This is a genomic window from Sphingomonas paucimobilis NBRC 13935, assembly GCF_000739895.2.
Taxonomy (GTDB): Bacteria; Pseudomonadota; Alphaproteobacteria; order Sphingomonadales; family Sphingomonadaceae; genus Sphingomonas; species Sphingomonas paucimobilis.
Map to the genome: position 1 here is coordinate 1 of NZ_BBJS01000043.1, position 16124 is coordinate 16124.

General features: G+C 65.2%; 14 protein-coding genes and 1 pseudogene. 12 read left to right on the forward strand and 3 right to left on the reverse strand.

All coding sequences use genetic code 11. From position 1 onward, the window contains the following. The 8 genes from SP6_RS12910 to SP6_RS12945 form a co-directional block, all read left to right on the forward strand. The coding region (locus tag SP6_RS12910) for an efflux RND transporter permease subunit (protein WP_042469167.1) at positions 1-1943 on the forward strand (1943 nt) is incomplete at its 5' end. Positions 1944-1996: 53 nt separating this feature from the next. Then, positions 1997-2485, forward strand: a complete 489-nt coding sequence (locus SP6_RS12915) for an SRPBCC domain-containing protein (RefSeq protein ID WP_004212879.1) — start codon at positions 1997-1999, stop codon at positions 2483-2485. After that, positions 2482-2859 carry a hypothetical protein gene (locus SP6_RS12920; RefSeq protein WP_004212880.1) on the forward strand — a complete coding sequence of 126 codons (378 nt, stop codon included), beginning with the start codon at positions 2482-2484 and terminating at the stop codon, positions 2857-2859. Before SP6_RS12915 ends, SP6_RS12920 begins: the two co-directional genes overlap by 4 nt. Positions 2860-2906: 47 nt before the next feature. After that, positions 2907-3320: a hypothetical protein gene (locus tag SP6_RS12925; RefSeq protein ID WP_004212881.1), complete on the forward strand. Its 414-nt coding sequence runs from the start codon at positions 2907-2909 to the stop codon at positions 3318-3320. 3 nt (positions 3321-3323) lie between these two features. Continuing rightward, positions 3324-4010: a ZIP family metal transporter gene (locus SP6_RS12930; protein WP_042469170.1), complete on the forward strand. Its 687-nt coding sequence runs from the start codon at positions 3324-3326 to the stop codon at positions 4008-4010. After that, a complete protein-coding gene (locus SP6_RS12935; RefSeq protein ID WP_004212885.1) occupies positions 4007-4615 on the forward strand; it encodes a cation efflux transmembrane domain-containing protein in 609 nt (202 codons plus the stop codon). The genes SP6_RS12930 and SP6_RS12935 overlap by 4 nt, the downstream gene beginning before the upstream one ends. After that, the gene (locus tag SP6_RS12940; protein ID WP_004212886.1) at positions 4612-7113 is read left to right on the forward strand and encodes a heavy metal translocating P-type ATPase; all 2502 of its coding nucleotides are present in this window, start codon (positions 4612-4614) and stop codon (positions 7111-7113) included. Before SP6_RS12935 ends, SP6_RS12940 begins: the two co-directional genes overlap by 4 nt. Beyond that, positions 7110-7859 (forward strand): HAD-IIB family hydrolase, encoded by a 750-nt coding sequence (locus SP6_RS12945; protein WP_042469173.1) that lies wholly within the window; start codon positions 7110-7112, stop codon positions 7857-7859. The genes SP6_RS12940 and SP6_RS12945 overlap by 4 nt, the downstream gene beginning before the upstream one ends. A 196-nt stretch (positions 7860-8055) precedes the next feature. Here the strand turns inward: SP6_RS12945 and SP6_RS12950 are convergent. Together SP6_RS12950 and SP6_RS12955 are read right to left on the reverse strand one after the other, a co-directional pair. Continuing rightward, positions 8056-9699: pseudogene (locus SP6_RS12950) on the reverse strand (Tn3 family transposase); the annotation flags it as partial. Positions 9700-9753: 54 nt separating this feature from the next. Then, positions 9754-10629, reverse strand: a complete 876-nt coding sequence (locus tag SP6_RS12955) for an MBL fold metallo-hydrolase (protein WP_042469175.1) — start codon at positions 10627-10629, stop codon at positions 9754-9756. 68 nt (positions 10630-10697) lie between these two features. Between SP6_RS12955 and SP6_RS12960 the strand changes: the two genes are divergently transcribed. From SP6_RS12960 to SP6_RS12970, 3 genes are read left to right on the forward strand one after another with little or no spacing between them, the layout of a single operon-like run. After that, on the forward strand, positions 10698-11015 hold the full coding sequence (locus tag SP6_RS12960) for an ArsR/SmtB family transcription factor (RefSeq protein ID WP_042469298.1): 318 nt from the start codon (positions 10698-10700) through the stop codon (positions 11013-11015). A 4-nt stretch (positions 11016-11019) separates the two neighbouring features. After that, entirely contained in the window at positions 11020-11538 is a 519-nt protein-coding gene (locus tag SP6_RS12965) for a rhodanese family protein (RefSeq protein ID WP_042469176.1), read from the forward strand. A gap of 7 nt (positions 11539-11545) precedes the next feature. Next, a complete protein-coding gene (locus tag SP6_RS12970) occupies positions 11546-12325 on the forward strand; it encodes a sulfite exporter TauE/SafE family protein (protein WP_042469177.1) in 780 nt (259 codons plus the stop codon). Positions 12326-12348: 23 nt separating this feature from the next. Here SP6_RS12970 and SP6_RS12975 read toward each other — a convergent pair whose 3' ends face one another. Continuing rightward, positions 12349-12975 carry a recombinase family protein gene (locus tag SP6_RS12975; RefSeq protein ID WP_082052512.1) on the reverse strand — a complete coding sequence of 209 codons (627 nt, stop codon included), beginning with the start codon at positions 12973-12975 and terminating at the stop codon, positions 12349-12351. 129 nt (positions 12976-13104) lie between these two features. On the opposite strand from SP6_RS12975, the gene SP6_RS12980 reads away from it, so the two are divergent. Then, positions 13105-16074: a Tn3 family transposase gene (locus SP6_RS12980; RefSeq protein ID WP_042469179.1), complete on the forward strand. Its 2970-nt coding sequence runs from the start codon at positions 13105-13107 to the stop codon at positions 16072-16074. Positions 16075-16124: the final 50 nt, after the last annotated feature.

A 16124-nucleotide genomic window follows, 5' to 3' on the forward strand; every position in this document is an offset into this window, starting at 1 on the left:
TTGTCGAAAACGCGCTGCGCCGGCTTGCCGAGCAACAGCATCATGAAGGCCGATTGCTCAGCGTCAAGGAACGGCTCGCGACCGTGGCAGCCGCTGCGCGTGAGATGATCCGTCCCTCTGTGTACGGGCAGGCAATCATCATCCTCGTCTACGTACCGCTGCTCACGCTGACCGGCGTGGAGGGTAAAACGTTCGGACCGATGGCGCTGACCGTCATCATCGCGCTCGCCTTCGCCTTCATCCTCTCTCTCACCTTCGTGCCGGCGATGATTGCGATCTGGCTGTCGAAGAAGGTCGAGGAGAAGGACGGCCGCATCATCACGTGGCTGAAGAAGCGCTACGAACCCGGTCTCGACCGGGCCATGAAGCGCCCGACGCTGACGATCGGTGCGGGTGTGGGAAGCCTTGTGGTGGCGGCGCTTGCTTTCACTACGCTCGGCTCGGTGTTCCTGCCGCAGCTCGACGAAGGCGATTTGCTGATCCAGTCGCTCCGCATTCCGGCAACGTCGGTCCAGCAGAGCCAGGCGATGCAGGTGCCGATCGAGCGGATGATGTCGAAGCAGCCGGAGGTGCAATTCGTCTATTCCAAGACGGGCACCGCCGAGCTGGCGGCCGACCCGATGCCGCCGAACGCGACCGACATGTTCGTCATCCTGAAGCCGCGCAAGGATTGGCCGGATCCTGAGCTTCCCAAGGAGGAGCTGGTCAGCCGGATCGAGGGTAATCTCGCGAAGATTCCGGGAAATGCCTACGAGATCACCCAGCCCATCCAGATGCGCTTCAACGAGCTGATCGCCGGCGTGCGCGGCGACATCGCGGTGAAGGTGTTCGGGGACGACTTCAACCAGATGAACCGGACGGCCGAGCAAATCGCGGCGGTGCTGCGCAGAACGCAAGGCGCAGCGGACGTGAAGGTGGAGCAGACGACCGGTCTTCCCATGCTCGACATTCGCGTCAACCGCGACGCGATGGCGCGGTTGGGCGTTACGGCTCAGGATGTGCAGGACACCGTGACTGCGACGATCGGCGGGCGAACATCGGGCCAGATCTTCGAGGGCGACCGTCGCTTCCCCGTGGTGATCCGCCTGTCGGAGGCGCAGCGTGCCGACATCGGCCTGCTCCAACAGGTGCAGGTGCCGGTGGCAGGCGGCGGCTATGTACCGCTGTCCAGCGTCGCCGAGATCAAGGTGGTCGATGGTCCGAACCAGATCAGCCGCGAGAACGGCAAGCGGCGCGTGGTGGTGCAAGCCAACGTGCGTGGCCGCGACGTCGGATCCGTCGTGGCGGATGCGCAGGCGGCGATCGGCAGCCAACTCCGGCTGCCTGCCGGCACCTATCTCGAATGGGGCGGCCAGTTCGAGAACCTCCAATCGGCAAGCGAACGGCTGAAGCTGGTCATTCCGGCTTGCTTCATCTTGATCCTGCTGCTCCTCTACGGGGCGTTGGGATCGGTCCGCGACGCCGCGATCGTGTTCACCGGCGTGCCTTTCGCGCTGGTGGGCGGCGTCCTGTTGCTGTTCCTGCGGGGCATGGACTTCTCGATCTCGGCGGCAGTGGGCTTCATCGCCCTCTCGGGCATCGCGGTCCTCAACGGCCTCGTCATGGTCAGCTCGATCCAAGATCTGATCCGATCAGGGATGAGCCGCGAGGAAGCCGCGCATGTTGGCGCGATGCAGCGTCTGCGACCCGTCATCATGACCGCGCTAGTCGCCAGCCTCGGCTTCGTGCCGATGGCGCTGGGCGAAGGCGCCGGCGCAGAGGTTCAAAAGCCTTTGGCGACGGTCGTCATCGGCGGTCTGATCTCGGCGACGCTTCTTACGCTGTTCGTGCTGCCGACACTCTATGCCCGGTTCGGGCAGAAAGTGATCGAGAAACCCGAGCACTACAATGAGGAGCATGAAGGGGACGACCACGGTCAGACCTTCGTGAACAACTTGGCCTGATGGATGGGCGGGGCGATCCGCGATCGCCCCGCCCATCTCTGGGAGATGGGGATATGCCTCGCACCATAACCAGCTCGATGCTTCACGGCGGGCCACTGCGCATCTGGTCGGCACTCACCGATCCGGATCATCGCCGGGCGTGGAGTCCGCTCGTATTTCTCGATGATCCGTCCCGGCTCGGCGACACAGAATGCACCTTTGCGATCCAGGGCATCACCCGGCCAATTCGGACGCCAGCACGGATTGATCGATTCGATAAACCGCACGCCTTCGCTTGGTCCTGCGGCATCCCCTATCTGTTCACGCTCGAAGAGCGGTACGAGCTGGCGGGGGACGATGGCGGCACCAGGCTAACGCATAGCTGCACGCTGCGCGGGGCGCTCTCCCTGCCGTTCGCGGCGATGATGTTGCGCCGCCTGCGATCCCTGATGGTCGAATCTGACGATCGCCTCGCAACCTATCTCCGCTGGCGGGTAGGTCAGCCTGCCCGGGCTATCAATCGTCAGCGCGTCCCCTTCCGCTACAGGAGGAAGGCGCGATGATGATGCACTGTAAGCGGGTGCTGCCCGCCGTCATCCTCGTTGTCGGGCTCGCGGCGTGCTCGGAAAGAAAGCCGCCAGCCCCGCCAACGGAGCAGCAGATCCATTCGTCCGACAGCGCCGTGGCGACCGGGGAAATGGGGCGGCATAGATATCGCTGTTCCGACGGGGAACCGCTGTTCGTCGATTACAAGGACAACGGCCTGCAGATCGATTTGCGGCGCTCCAACGGGGGACCGCCGATGATGCTGACCGCGCCAGCGCAGGGCCTGCAATATGTCGGCGAAACAGCCACCGCGACCTTCAAGGGGTCGCAGCTCACCATCGTGGAAGGCGATGGCCGTACCCGGATCTGCGAGCGGGAAGGCACGCGATGAACTGCCCTGCCTTCGAACGCCACAGGGCGCTTCGTCGGAAGAGACCGATGTCTGACACGTCGATTTCAAATGTGACAACCTTGTGCGGCCTGAATCGGGCCGGTCTGGCGATCGCGCGCCTCGGCGTCGTTCTCGTCTCCGGGGCGGTTATAGGGGCGTGTAATCCAGCGCCGACCCAGCCTACCGAGCCGGCGCATGAAAAGCATCTGACGTCGAAACTAATCGCGCAGCGCATCATGTACTGCGACGACGGCACACGCGCCGATGTCGACTTCATCGATGACGGCTTGAAAATGGCCGTCACCTGGCTGCCGAAGGGCAGGACCGAGATCCTGCGCGCGCAGCGAACCGGTGACGAGTTTCGCGGCGACCATTCGCGGGCTGTCGTGGCGGGCGGATCGATCGCGTTCACGCGACGCGGGAAGATCCGCGTCTGCCACCGAACCCCGGAGGAGTCCTAGGAAATGCAGGCACTGCTCTATACGCTTGCGCCTGTGCTGGCGGTCGTGCTCGGCGCGATTGTCGCGAGCCGCACCAAGTTGAAACCTGGCCTCGTGGCGGGCCTACAGCATCTCGCTGCCGGCGTCGTGTTCGCGGCGGCAGCGACCGAAATCCTGCCGCAGGTCAAGCATGAGGCATCGCCCAGCGCGACGTTGATCGGCGGGGCGGCGGGCGTCGCGACCATGCTGGGGCTCAAGGCTCTTGAGGCCCGCTTCAAGGGGCTGATGGCGCTACTCGCCGCGATCGGCATCGACATTCTGGTCGACGGCCTGGTGCTCGGCCTCGCTTTCGTGGCGGGCGAGAAGGCAGGTCTCCTGCTGACGATCGCGCTCACTCTGGAAGTGTTATTTCTGGGACTGACGCTGACCGACGAGCTGGCGGAAACCTATCGCTCGCGCTTGCGCATCATCGTGATCGTCTCGGCATTGGCCCTGCTGCTGCCGATCGGCGCGCTCGCTGCCGTGCCGGTCGCCGCGCTGTCGCCGGTGATGATCGCCGGCTTCCTCAGCTTCGGGCTGATGGCGCTGCTCTACCTCGTCACGGAGGAGTTGCTGGTCGAGGCGCACGAGAAACCCGACACCCCGCTCATCAGCTCGATGTTTTTCGTCGGCTTCCTGGCCCTGCTGACACTTGAGGAGATGATGGGATGATCCCGGGCAACGACAACAATGGCGGGCAGGAGCGCCGCACACTGTGGATCGTCCTGCTGCTGAACGCGGCGATCGCTGCGGGCTTCTTCGTTTCCGGCTTCTTCGCGGACTCGAGCGCGCTGATCGCCAACGGCGTCGACAACCTGTCCGATACGGCTGTGTATGCGCTGAGCCTTGTGGCGCTCACCCGGGGCCAGACATGGAAGACACGCGCCGCGGTCGCTTCGGGCGTCATGCTGCTGATCTTCGCGGGCGGCATCTTGATCGATGTCGGACGGCGCTACGTGCAGGGCAGCGAGCCCATCGGACCTACCATGATGGTCATGTCCGCGATCGCCGGCGTCGTGAATTACCTCTGCCTGCGGCTGCTCCAGCGCCTCAAGGATCCGGACGTCAATCTCCGGGCCGCAACCACCTTCAGCTTCAACGACTTCATTTCCAACGGCGGCATCCTGATCGCCGGCGTGCTGGTGCTGTGGTTGGGTACCAATTGGCCGGACCTGCTGGTCGGCTTCGCCACCGCCATCATCGCCATCAAGGGCGGTGTCGAAATCCTGCGCGACGCGCGCGCCGAAACCAAGAAAAGCGAAAGGAGGTCGTCATGAACGACAAGCTCGAACTCGACATTCCAGTGTTGTTGCCGGACCTTCCTGACGCGGCCGATGCCTGCCTGGACCGTCTCGTATCAACCCTGTCAAAGCGCGAAGGTGTCGAGCGGGCGCATGTGATCTGTCTCGACGGCAACACGCCAGCGGCGCTGTGCATCCATTTCGATGCCGCCAAGCTGCCGCTGCCACGGTTGCGCGAAATGGTGCGCGCCGCAGGTGCCGAAATCACCGAGCGCTACGGCCATGCGATCTGGCAGGTGACGGGGATCAACCACGAACGTCGGGCGCGCACGGTCAGCGATGCGCTGTGCGCCTTGCCCGGCGTGGTCCAGGCAAGCGCCAGCACCAGCGGGTCTGTCCGGGTCGAATATGATCGCCGCGAAACCACCGAAGAGGAGGTGCGCGCTGCGCTTCGCAAGCTGAAGGTGAGGGTGGGCAAGCGGGTCGCTGCCGATGAACATGCCGGCCACGACCACGGCCCCGGGGGCCACGGCGCGGGCGAAGAGAAGCACGGCCCCGGCGATGGCCACGACCATAGCCACGCCGAATTTCTCGGCCCCAATACCGAGCTGATCTTCGCGCTCGCCTGTGGCGCGCTGCTGGGGATCGGCTACGCGATCGAGAGGCTGGTCGCTGGCGCGCCCGAATGGCTGCCGACCGCCTGCTATATCGCAGCCTATTTCTTCGGCGGATTCTTCACGCTGCGCGAGGCGATCGACAACCTCCGGATGAAGAAGTTCGAGATCGACACGCTGATGTTGGTCGCTGCGGCCGGCGCCGCTGCGCTGGGCGCATGGGCCGAAGGTGCGCTGCTGCTGTTCCTGTTCAGCCTCGGCCATGCGCTTGAGCATTATGCAATGGGCCGCGCCAAGAAGGCGATCGAGGCGCTGGCGAAGCTCGCGCCCGAAACCGCGACCGTGCGACGCGGCGGGCAGACCAGCGAAATCCCGGTCGAGCAGATGGTCGTCGGGGACATTGCCATCGTCCGCCCGAACGAGCGCCTGCCTGCCGACGGCTTCGTCATCAAGGGCACCAGCGCGATCAACCAGGCCCCGGTCACGGGTGAAAGCATCCCGGTCGACAAGGTGCCGGTCGCAGATGCCGCAGCGGCACGCGCCAAGCCCGATGCAGTCGACGCGGAAAGCCGGGTTTTTGCTGGTACGATCAACGGCGGCGGCGCGATCGAGATCGAGGTGACACGCCGTTCCAATGAAAGCGCGCTTGCCAAGGTCGTGAAGATGGTGAGCGAAGCGGAGACGCAGAAGTCGCCGACGCAGCGCTTCACCGACCGGTTCGAACGGATCTTCGTGCCCGCCGTCCTGGTCCTGTCAGTGCTCCTGCTGTTCGCATGGGTGGTCGTCGACGAGCCGTTCCGCGACAGCTTCTATCGCGCGATGGCGGTGCTGGTGGCGGCAAGCCCGTGCGCGCTCGCGATCGCAACGCCGAGCGCGGTCCTGTCGGGCGTTGCCCGTGCAGCGCGGGGCGGCGTGCTCGTGAAGGGCGGTGCACCGCTCGAAAACCTCGGGTCGCTCAAAGCGATCGCTTTCGACAAGACGGGCACGCTGACCGAAGGTCGTCCGCGCATCACTGATGTCGTGCCCGTCGATGGCGCCGATGAAGGCGAGTTGCTGGCGCTGGCTGTCGCCGTCGAAGCGTTGAGCGACCATCCCCTGGCCCAAGCGATCGTCAAGGACGGCCGCGAACGTCTGAACGATCGTGCCGTGCCGACTGCCGGCGACCTCAAGAGCCTGACCGGTCGGGGCGTCACCGCGAGCGTGGATGGCGAGACGGTGTGGATCGGCAAGGCCGAGATGTTCGGAAGTGAGGGCATTCCGGCGCTGGGGCAGGGCGCGCAGGACGCAATCGCGAAGCTGCGCGAGAACGGCCGCACGACAATGGTGGTCCGCAAGGGGGACCGCGACCTGGGCGCGATCGGCCTGATGGACACGCCTCGCGAAGCTGCCAAGACCGCGTTGCGTCGGCTGCACGAGATGGGCGTGTCGCGGATGATAATGATCTCCGGCGATCACCAGAAAGTCGCCGAAGCGATCGCCGACGAAGTCGGGATCGACGAAGCGTGGGGCGACCTCATGCCCGAAGACAAGGTTGCCGCGATCAAGAAGCTCGCCGGCGAAGACAAGGTCGCGATGGTGGGCGACGGCGTGAACGATGCGCCGGCGATGGCAAGCGCCACGGTCGGCATCGCGATGGGCGCGGCGGGGTCGGACGTTGCGCTGGAGACAGCCGACGTGGCGCTGATGGCCGACGATCTGGCGCACCTGCCATTCGCAGTCGGTCTTAGCCGCCATACCCGTGGAATCATCCGGCAGAACGTCTTCGTCAGCCTGGGTGTCGTCGCCTTCCTGGTGCCTGCTACCATCCTCGGCCTCGGCATTGGGCCAGCGGTGGCGGTTCATGAGGGATCGACGCTGCTCGTCGTCATCAATGCGCTCAGGCTGCTCGCCTACCGCGATCCGGCAGGGAAGGCGGCATGAAGTGGCTGATCGCCTTCGACCTCGACGGCACGCTTGCCGAGAGCAAGCGGCCGTTATCGGAGGATATGGCCGCAATCCTCGCCCGATTGCTCGCCATCACGGATGTGGCGGTGATCTCGGGCGGGGACTGGCCGCAGTTCGAAAAGCAGATCGCCTCGCGCCTTCCTGCCGGCGTCGCGCTCGACCGTCTCTGGTTGATGCCGACCACAGGCACGAAACTCTATCGGTTCATCAATGGCGCTTGGCGCGCGGTCTATGCCGAACTGTTCGACGACGCGGAGAAGGCGAAGATCCGCATGGCCTTCGATCAGGCGCTGACCGATGCCGGTCTCGCCGACGAACGTATCTGGGGCGAACGGATCGAGGACCGGGGCAGCCAGATCACCTTTTCGGGCCTGGGGCAGGCAGCGCCGCTGAAGGAAAAGGAAGCGTGGGATCCTGACCGAAAGAAGAGGACCGCGTTGCAGGCCACGTTGCGCGCGAAGCTGCCGGAGCTCTCGATCAATCTCGGTGGCACGACATCGATCGACGTGACCAGAGCAGGGATCGACAAGGGCTATGGCCTGAAGCGCCTGAGTGCCGAGAGCGGTGTCCCGCTCGACGGGATGCTGTTCATTGGGGATGCGATATTCCCCGGTGGGAATGACTATCCCGCTGCTGAAATCGGCCTCGACACAGTGAGGGTGCGCGACGTCGCGGAAACCACCGCCGTCGTGACCGCCATCATCGCGTGTCTGCACCGATAGGATCAAGATACATGGTCGGCTCCATCGCGGAATGCCGCATTGTCAAAGCTCTGGCTTCTGTCGCTTAGGGCAGCGCTTCCTAAAACGAAAAGAAGGCAATGTGCGCGTCTCCGCGAACAAAGCCTCCAGCGATCAATCTAAGAGATTCCGCCGCGCTTCTCAATCGTAGGGGGCGTTTGCGGGAGGGGGCGGAATCCTACGCTAAGGATTTGGGCCAGCGATATTCCCCGGTTGGATTGATGTGTTCCCATCCCAACGGCGAGACGTGGGCGAGTAGATCAGGCGCGATATGGGTACCGCTGGCGGCCCGGGTATTGACGACCTCGCCGAGCTTCATGGTGTTCCAGAATATGATGATGGCGGCGAGCAGGTTCATTCCGGCGATGCGATAGTGCTGGCCTTCGCCGGATCGATCCCGGATTTCACCTCGGCGGTGGAAGCTGATGGCGCGCTTTAGGGCGTGGTGGGCCTCACCCTTGTTGAGGCCGATCTGAGCCTGGCGCTGGAGGCCGGCATCAAGAATCCAGTCGATCATGAACAGGGTTCGCTCGATGCGGCCCACCTCTCGCAATGCGAGGGCCAGCTCATTCTGGCGCGGGTAAGAGGCGAGCTTGCGAAGAATCTGGCTGGGGGCGACGATCCCCGCTGCGATCGTCGCCATGATGCGCAGGATGTCGGGCCAGTTGCGCTCGATGTGCGGTTCATTGATCTTACCTCCGACCAGCGCTCGCACATTGGCCGGCGTCGCGTTGGGCGTGAAGGCATAGAGTCTTTTCTGAGGGAGATCGCGGATACGGGGGGCGAACCTGTAGCCGAGCAAGGCGCAGGCGGCGAACACATGATCGGTGAAGCCGCCCGTGTCGGCAAAATGCTGGCGAACGCGGCGGCCCGCGTCATTCATGAGCAGCCCGTCCAGGATATAGGGAGCCTCGCTGACCGTTGCCGGGATCACCTGGGTTGCGAACGGCGCATATTGATCGGACACATGGCTGTATCCCTTGAGGCCCGGGACGTTGCCATATTTCGCGTTGATCAGATTCATCGCCTCGCCCTGCTCGGTAGCAAGGAAGAACTGCCCGTCGCTGGATGCCGATTGCCCTTGTCCCCAGAAGGCGGCCATGGGCAGGGCGGCGTGGGCCTCCACGATCATGGCGAGCGCCCGATCATAGGCGCTGCCTTCGACATGCCAGCGCGCGATCCGCAGCAATTCCCAGAAGCTGTGCGTGTTGGTCGCCGCCGCCATCTTGCGCAAACCGAGATTGACGCCTTCCGCCAGCAACACGTTCATCAGGCCGATCCGGTCGCTGCAGGGCGCGCCGGTGCGCAGATGCGTGAACGCCTCGGAAAATCCGGTTCGCTCATCGACTTCCAGCAACAGATCGGTGATCCTCGCGGGCGGGAGCTGTTGATAGAGATCGAGCACGAGATCCTCGGCCCCTTCGGGCGTGTCGGCCCTCAGCTTGTCGATGTGCAGCTTGCCGTTCTCGATGATGCCGCCTGGGATCGTGCCGGTTCGCGCCGCGCGGCCAAACTCCTTCAGCCGTGTATCCAGTCGAGCCCTGCGCTCGGCCAGCCATTCGCCGGGTCGCAGCGGCACGGCGAGCCGCGCGGTCTGCTCTATCGCCTGTGGCGGGACCAGAAGCTGCTTGAGGTCGCCATAGCGGCGCGATCCCGCCAACCATATGTCACCGGACCGGAAGGCGTCGCGGATGTGGAACAGCACCGCGATTTCCCAAAGCCGGTGGTCGCCGCTGGGCTCAGCGCGAAGATGACGATGCCATTTCGAGTTGGGACGTAGAAAATCCACCGGCGGATCGACCTTGATCCGGGGACCGGTGAGAGGATGGTCGAAAACGTACGCTAAGCACAAAGCCGTGTCAGCGATCGTATGACATCACGGATGGCCGGCTTTCCATTTTACCGGAATACGCAAGTAGGTGACACCGTTCGCCTCCGCCTGATCGAAATGGCCCGCGCGGATGTTGACCTGGATCGAGGGCAGCAGGAGCTTGGGCACGGATAGCCCGGCGTCACGCTGCTCGCGCATGGCGACGAAGTCGTCCTCATTCACACCGTCATGGACGTGGACGCTCGACCGTCGCTGCTCGCCCACCGTCGTCTCCCAGCGATAGTCGTCGCGACCCGGTGCCTTGTAGTCGTGGCAGAGGAACAGTCGCGTCTCGTCGGGCAGCGCCAATAGCCAGCGGATCGAGCGATAGAGCGTCCGCGCATCCCCGCCCGGGAAGTCGGCGCGGGCGGTGCCATAGTCGGGCATGAACAGCGTATCCCCGACGAACGCCGCATCGCCGATCAGATAGGTCACGTCGGCCGGGGTGTGGCCGGGGACATGCAGCACCTCGACCGCCAGCGCCCCGATCGCGAACTGGTCGCCATTCTCGAACAGGCGGTCGAAGTCCGAGCCGTCCGTTTTCAGATCATCCATCGCGAACACGGGGCGGAAGATTTTCTGCACGTCGCGGATATGCGCGCCGATCCCGATCCATGCGCCTGTATGCGCCTTGATGAAGGGTGCGGCCGACAGATGATCGGCATGAGCGTGCGTCTCCAGCACCATCGCGATCCGCCAGTCCTGCTCGCGGGCGAAGGCGACGATCCGCTCGGCCGAGCGCGTGTCGGCGACGCCGCTCGCCATGTCGAAGTCGAGGACTGGATCGATCACCGCCGCAGTCCGTGTCGCGGGATCGCCGACGAGGTAGCTAATCGTATTGGTCGGCTCGTCGAAAAACGCCTCGATGAGGGGCTGAGTCATGATTTTCTCCGTTAGCGCTTGCTAATATATTAGCTGGTGCTACATAAGCAACACCTAATGGAGTGGCGATGATGCTCAAACCGCCGATGGACCTGGCGACATTCGAGGCGAAGGCCGGGCAGGTCGCCGACACGCTGAAGGCGATCGGCAATGCTCGCCGGCTGATGCTGCTGTGCAAGCTGGTCGAGCATGGCGAGATGACGGTCGGCGATCTGGCCCGTGATGTCGGCTTGTCGCAGTCGGCCTGCTCGCAGCACCTGGCCAGGATGCGCGACGAGGGTCTCGTCACCTACCGGCGGGAGAGCCAGACGCTCTGGTACGCCATCGCGGATGCCCGCGTCGAAACGCTGCTCGGCACTCTCTACCAGCTCTACTGCAAGGATTGATGCGATGACGCTCGCGACCCTTTCTCCCGACGATACCCGTGCCGCGATCGATGCCGGTGCGCGCCTGATCGACATTCGCGGTGCCGACGAGCATGCGCGCGAACGCATTCCCGGCGCGATGAACGTGCCGCTCGACCGGATCGGCGATCTCCCGCGCGACGATCGTCCGGTCGTCTTTCACTGCAAGTCCGGGATGCGCACCGCCGCCAATGCGGCGCAGCTCGGCGCGGCAGCGGGTGGCGCGCCGGCCTATATCCTGGGCGGCGGCATCGATGCGTGGCGGCAGGCAGGACAGCCCACCGTCGCCGATCGGTCGCAGCCGTTGGAAATCATGCGGCAGGTGCAGATTACCGCCGGTGGGCTGGTGCTGATCGGCGTTCTGCTCGGCACGTTCGTCGCTCCCGGCTTCTTCGGGCTGTCGGCGTTCGTCGGGGCGGGGCTGATGTTCGCGGGCGTGACGGGGTGGTGCGGCATGGCCAACCTGCTGCGCGTCATGCCCTGGAACCGGCGCGCGACAGCCTGAGGCGATCGTGGACACCGCTGCCACCCTTGCCGCGCTTGCATCGGGCGGCGTGATTGGCCTGATCCTCGGCCTTGTCGGCGGAGGCGGGTCGATCCTCGCCGTGCCACTCCTGATCTATGTTGTCGGCGTCGGATCACCGCACGCTGCGATCGGGACGGCCGCTGTCGCCGTCACCGTCAATGCGCTTGCCAGCCTGGTCGGCCATGCGCGAGCGGGCCGCGTGAAATGGCGGTGCGCCAGTGTCTTCGCCGTCTCCGGAATGATCGGCGCGGCGCTGGGGGCGGAGTTGGGCAAGGCGTTCGACGGCAAGCGACTGCTTGTCCTGTTCGGGCTTCTGATGATTGGCGTCGGTTTGTCGATGTTGCGCAAGCGCCGCACGGCGGAAGCGCCGGACGTGCGACTGACCCGCGATAGCGCCTCGACGCTGCTGCCGCGCTTGGTTCCGATCGGGCTGGGCGTCGGGCTTGCCGCCGGCTTCTTCGGGATCGGGGGCGGCTTCCTGATCGTGCCGGGGCTGATCCTCGCGACCGCGATGCCGCTGCCCTTCGCGATCGGCACGTCGCTGGTCGTCGTCAGCGCGCTGGGGTTGACCACCGCCTTGTCCTACGCCCTGTCGGGGCTGGTCGACTGGAGCGTGACCGCGATGCTGGTCGTGGGCGGCGTCGCTGGAACGATCGGCGGTATTGCATTGGGCAAGGTTCTCGGCACCCGTAAGGGGCTGCTCGAACGTGGCTTTGCCGCCGTCGTGATTGCGGTAGGAACCTACGTTACGGCATCGTCGCTCTGAACCTGAGCAGCTTCAGCCGACTGCTATCGGCGCCCTCGCGCCAACAGCTTTTCACCATCGGGCCTGATCTCGCCCTTCGGCGTGACGTGTCGGTAGAGTGTTTGGCGCGTCACGCCGAGTTCGGCGCATAGCTCCGCGACCTTGGTTTCCGGTTTGCCCATCGCGGCCTGGGCGAGACGCAGTTTGGCCGGCGTCATCTTGAACGGACGCCCGCCGTGCCGACCGCGTGCCCGAGCGGACTCCAGACCGGCGCGCGTGCGCTCGACGATCAGTTCTCGCTCGAACTCGGCGAGGCCGGCGAAAATCGCGAAGATCAGCCGACCGTTGGCGGTGGTTGTGTCAATCGACGCGCCTTCGCCCGCCAGCACCTTCAACCCGATGCCACGCTTCGTCAGATCACCAACCGTATTGACGAGGTGGCGCAAATCGCGGCCGAGCCGATCGAGTTTCCAGATGACCAGCGTGTCGTCGCGGCGCAGCGCCTTCAGGCAGGCGTCCAGTCCCGGTCGCTTGTCGAGCCGGCCCGATGCGGCATCCTCATAGATATGCTCGGGATCGACGCCGGCCGCGACCAGCGCGTCGTGCTGCAGGTCGTGGACCTGGCTGCCGTCCGCCTTGGACACCCGCGCGTAACCGATCTGCGTTGTCACATATACGTCCGTTCACGTGACGGAGCGGCATTGCCCGTCGATCAATCGCGATAATGTCACATAACCCGTCTTCTGGTCTATGCTCCATGAACGGGTACGCTTTCCTGTTTCGTGACGAACAGGAAGCCGATGCCGACCAAGACCATCCTGTCGCCCGCGCAGCGTGCTGTGATCTTCGACCCGCCTGCCGATCGCGCGACGATCGAACGGCTCTATACGCTCGGTCCCGACGATCTGGCACAGGTGGCGCGACGTCGGCGCGGGGCGAACCGGCTCGGCTATGCGGTGCAGCTTTGCTACCTGCGTCATCCCGGTCGCAGGCTACTGACGGGGGATGCGGTGCCCGCCGCCATGCTCGCGCTGCTCGCCGATCAGATCGGGTGCGTAGCCGACGACTTCACCGGCTATGCCACGCGCCCCACGACATTGCGCGAACACCGGGCCGAGATCGAAGCTCTGCTCGGTCTGCGCGCCTTCGCGCGGGTGGATGTACGGGCGATGCTGGCGCTGGGATCGGAGATTGCCGCTTCGACTGATAGAGGTGAGACGATCGTCACAGGCATGGTCGATCGCTTGCGGGCGGACCGGATCGTACTGCCGGCGACATCGACGCTGGAACGGCTCGCCCTCATCGTGCGGACACGGGCGCGCAAGGCGGCCCATTCCAATCTGATCCGCGACTGTTCGACCGAACAGGAAGCCGCACTCGAACACATGATCGCCTCCGACGATGATGGGCGCACCCGGCTAGGATGGATACGCGAATGGCCGGAAGCACCATCGGCCGCGAACCTGAAGGGAATCGTCGAACGGCTCGACACCGTGCGCGGCATCGGGATCGCGGCTGATCGAGCACGACGTATCCATGCTGCTCGCTATGCCGTCATTGCGCGGACCGCCGGCATCGTCACCGCCCAGCACCTGCGGCGTCTCGAACGTCCGCGCCGGCTCGCCATGCTCGTAGCTTCCGTGATCGAGATGGAAGCGACGTTGACCGACGCCGCGCTGGTCATGGTGGAGAAGATGGTGGGCGCGCTGTTCCGCCGTGCCGACCGCACCCGCTCCGATCGGCTGCTCGGCCAGGCACGGATGCTGAAGGACACCGCGCGTTTCCATGCCCGGCTCGGTCGCCTGCTGGTAGATGCTCGTGCGAGCGGGCGCGATGCCTTCCGCGCGATCGACGCGAAGATGGGCTGGGATCAGCTCGAACGCAGCATCCGCTTTGCCGAGGATCTGACGCGCTCGGCCGATGACGGGCTGGAAGAAGTGGTCGAACGCTATCCCGCCGTGCGGCGTTTCGCCCCGACGTTTCTCGCCGCTTTCACCTTCCGCACCGCGCGGTTGGCTGATCCGCTGCTCGGCGCGATCGAGGTGCTGCGCACGATGTACCGCGACGGTCGATCGGTCCTGCCGAAGCGAGTGCCGACCAGCTTCATCAAGCCGCGCTGGCGCAAGGTCGTGCAGCCGGCGGAAGGGACGATAGACCGGCGCGCCTATGAGATCGCAGTGATCGCCCACCTGCGCGAGCGGCTCGGCTCGGGCAGCATCTGGGTGGACGGCAGCCGCGCCTATCGCACGCTCGACGACTATCAGCTGCCCATGCCCGCCTTCGAAGCGATGCGCGCGAGCGGCGATCTGCGCCTGGTTGTGCCGACCGACTTTTCCAAATGGTACGAGGAACGCCGCACCCTGTTGGCCCGGCGCATGACGGAGGTGGAGCGCGCAGCCGCAGCGGGCGAGCTGGTCGATGTGACGATCGAACGCGGGCAGTTGCTCATATCGTCGATCCGGCGATCCCCGTCCGACGATGCCGATGCGCTAAAGGCCCGGCTCTACGCGATGCTGCCGCGCGTCCGAATCACCGATCGGCTGGTCGAGGTCGCCGCATGGTCGGGATTCGCCGACCGTTTCGTCCATGCGCGCAGCGGCGCCCCCGCCTCCGACCAGTCCGCGCTGATGGGTGCGATCCTCGCCGATGCGACCAACCTCGGCCTGGGCCGCATGGCCGAAAGCTCGCGCGGGCTGACGTTGTCTCGCCTGCGCTGGACGGCGGAATGGCATGTGCGCGACGAAACCTATCTGTCGGCGCTGGCGGCGATCGTCGATTGCCATACCGCGCATCCGCTCGCGGCGGTCTGGGGACCGGGCGATACATCGTCGTCGGACGGGCAGTTCTTTCGTGCCGGTGGTCAGGGCGAGGCCCGCGCCGATCACAACGCCCGCTATGGCACCGAACCAGGCGTGCTGTTCTACACCCACGTCACCGACCGCTTCACGCCGTTCCACACCAAGGTCATCGCCGCCAATGCCGGCGAGGCCGCGCATGTCCTCGACGGCCTGCTCGACCATGAAAGCGAGCTGGTCATCCGCGAACATGCGACCGATACCGCCGGCGCGGTCGATCATGTCTTCGGCCTGTGCCATCTGCTCGGCTTCCGCTTCGCGCCCCGCATCCGCGACCTCAACGAGCGCCGGCTCTACAGCCTGTCGCCGCTCGACTCGTGGCCGACGCTGCGCCCGCTCGTCGCCGGTCCGGTCAAGATCCGCGCGATCGAGGAGAACTGGGACGAAACCCTGCGCCTTGCCGCCTCGATCCGCGCCGGCACGGTGAGCGCCTCGGTCATGCTCCGCAAGCTGGCGGGCTTCCCGCGTCAGAACTCGGTCGCCCGCGCGCTGCGGGAGATAGGTCGGATCGAACGCACCCTGTTCATGCTCGACTGGTTCGATGATCCCGACCAGCGTCGTCGCACCGGCAGCATTCTCAACAAGGGCGAGGCCCGCAACGCGCTCGCCCGCGCCATCTTCTTCAACCGCCTCGGCGAACTGCGCGACCGCACCTTCGAGAACCAGCGCCATCGCGCCTCCGGCCTGACCCTCGTCACCGCGGCCATGACGCTCTGGAACACCGTCTATCTCGACCGAGCTGTCCGTCATCTGCGCGGCAGCGGCGTCGACGTGCCCGACGAGCTGCTCGCCCACGTCGCCCCTCTGGGCTGGGAGCATATCGGCCTCACCGGCGACTATCTCTGGGGCGAGATCGACAAACCTCGCGAGCGGTTCAGGCCGCTGCGCCTCCACCAGCAAAGCCGGGACGCTTAGCGTACGTTTTCGACCATCCTCTCACCGGTCCCCGTATTGCCTCAAACGGC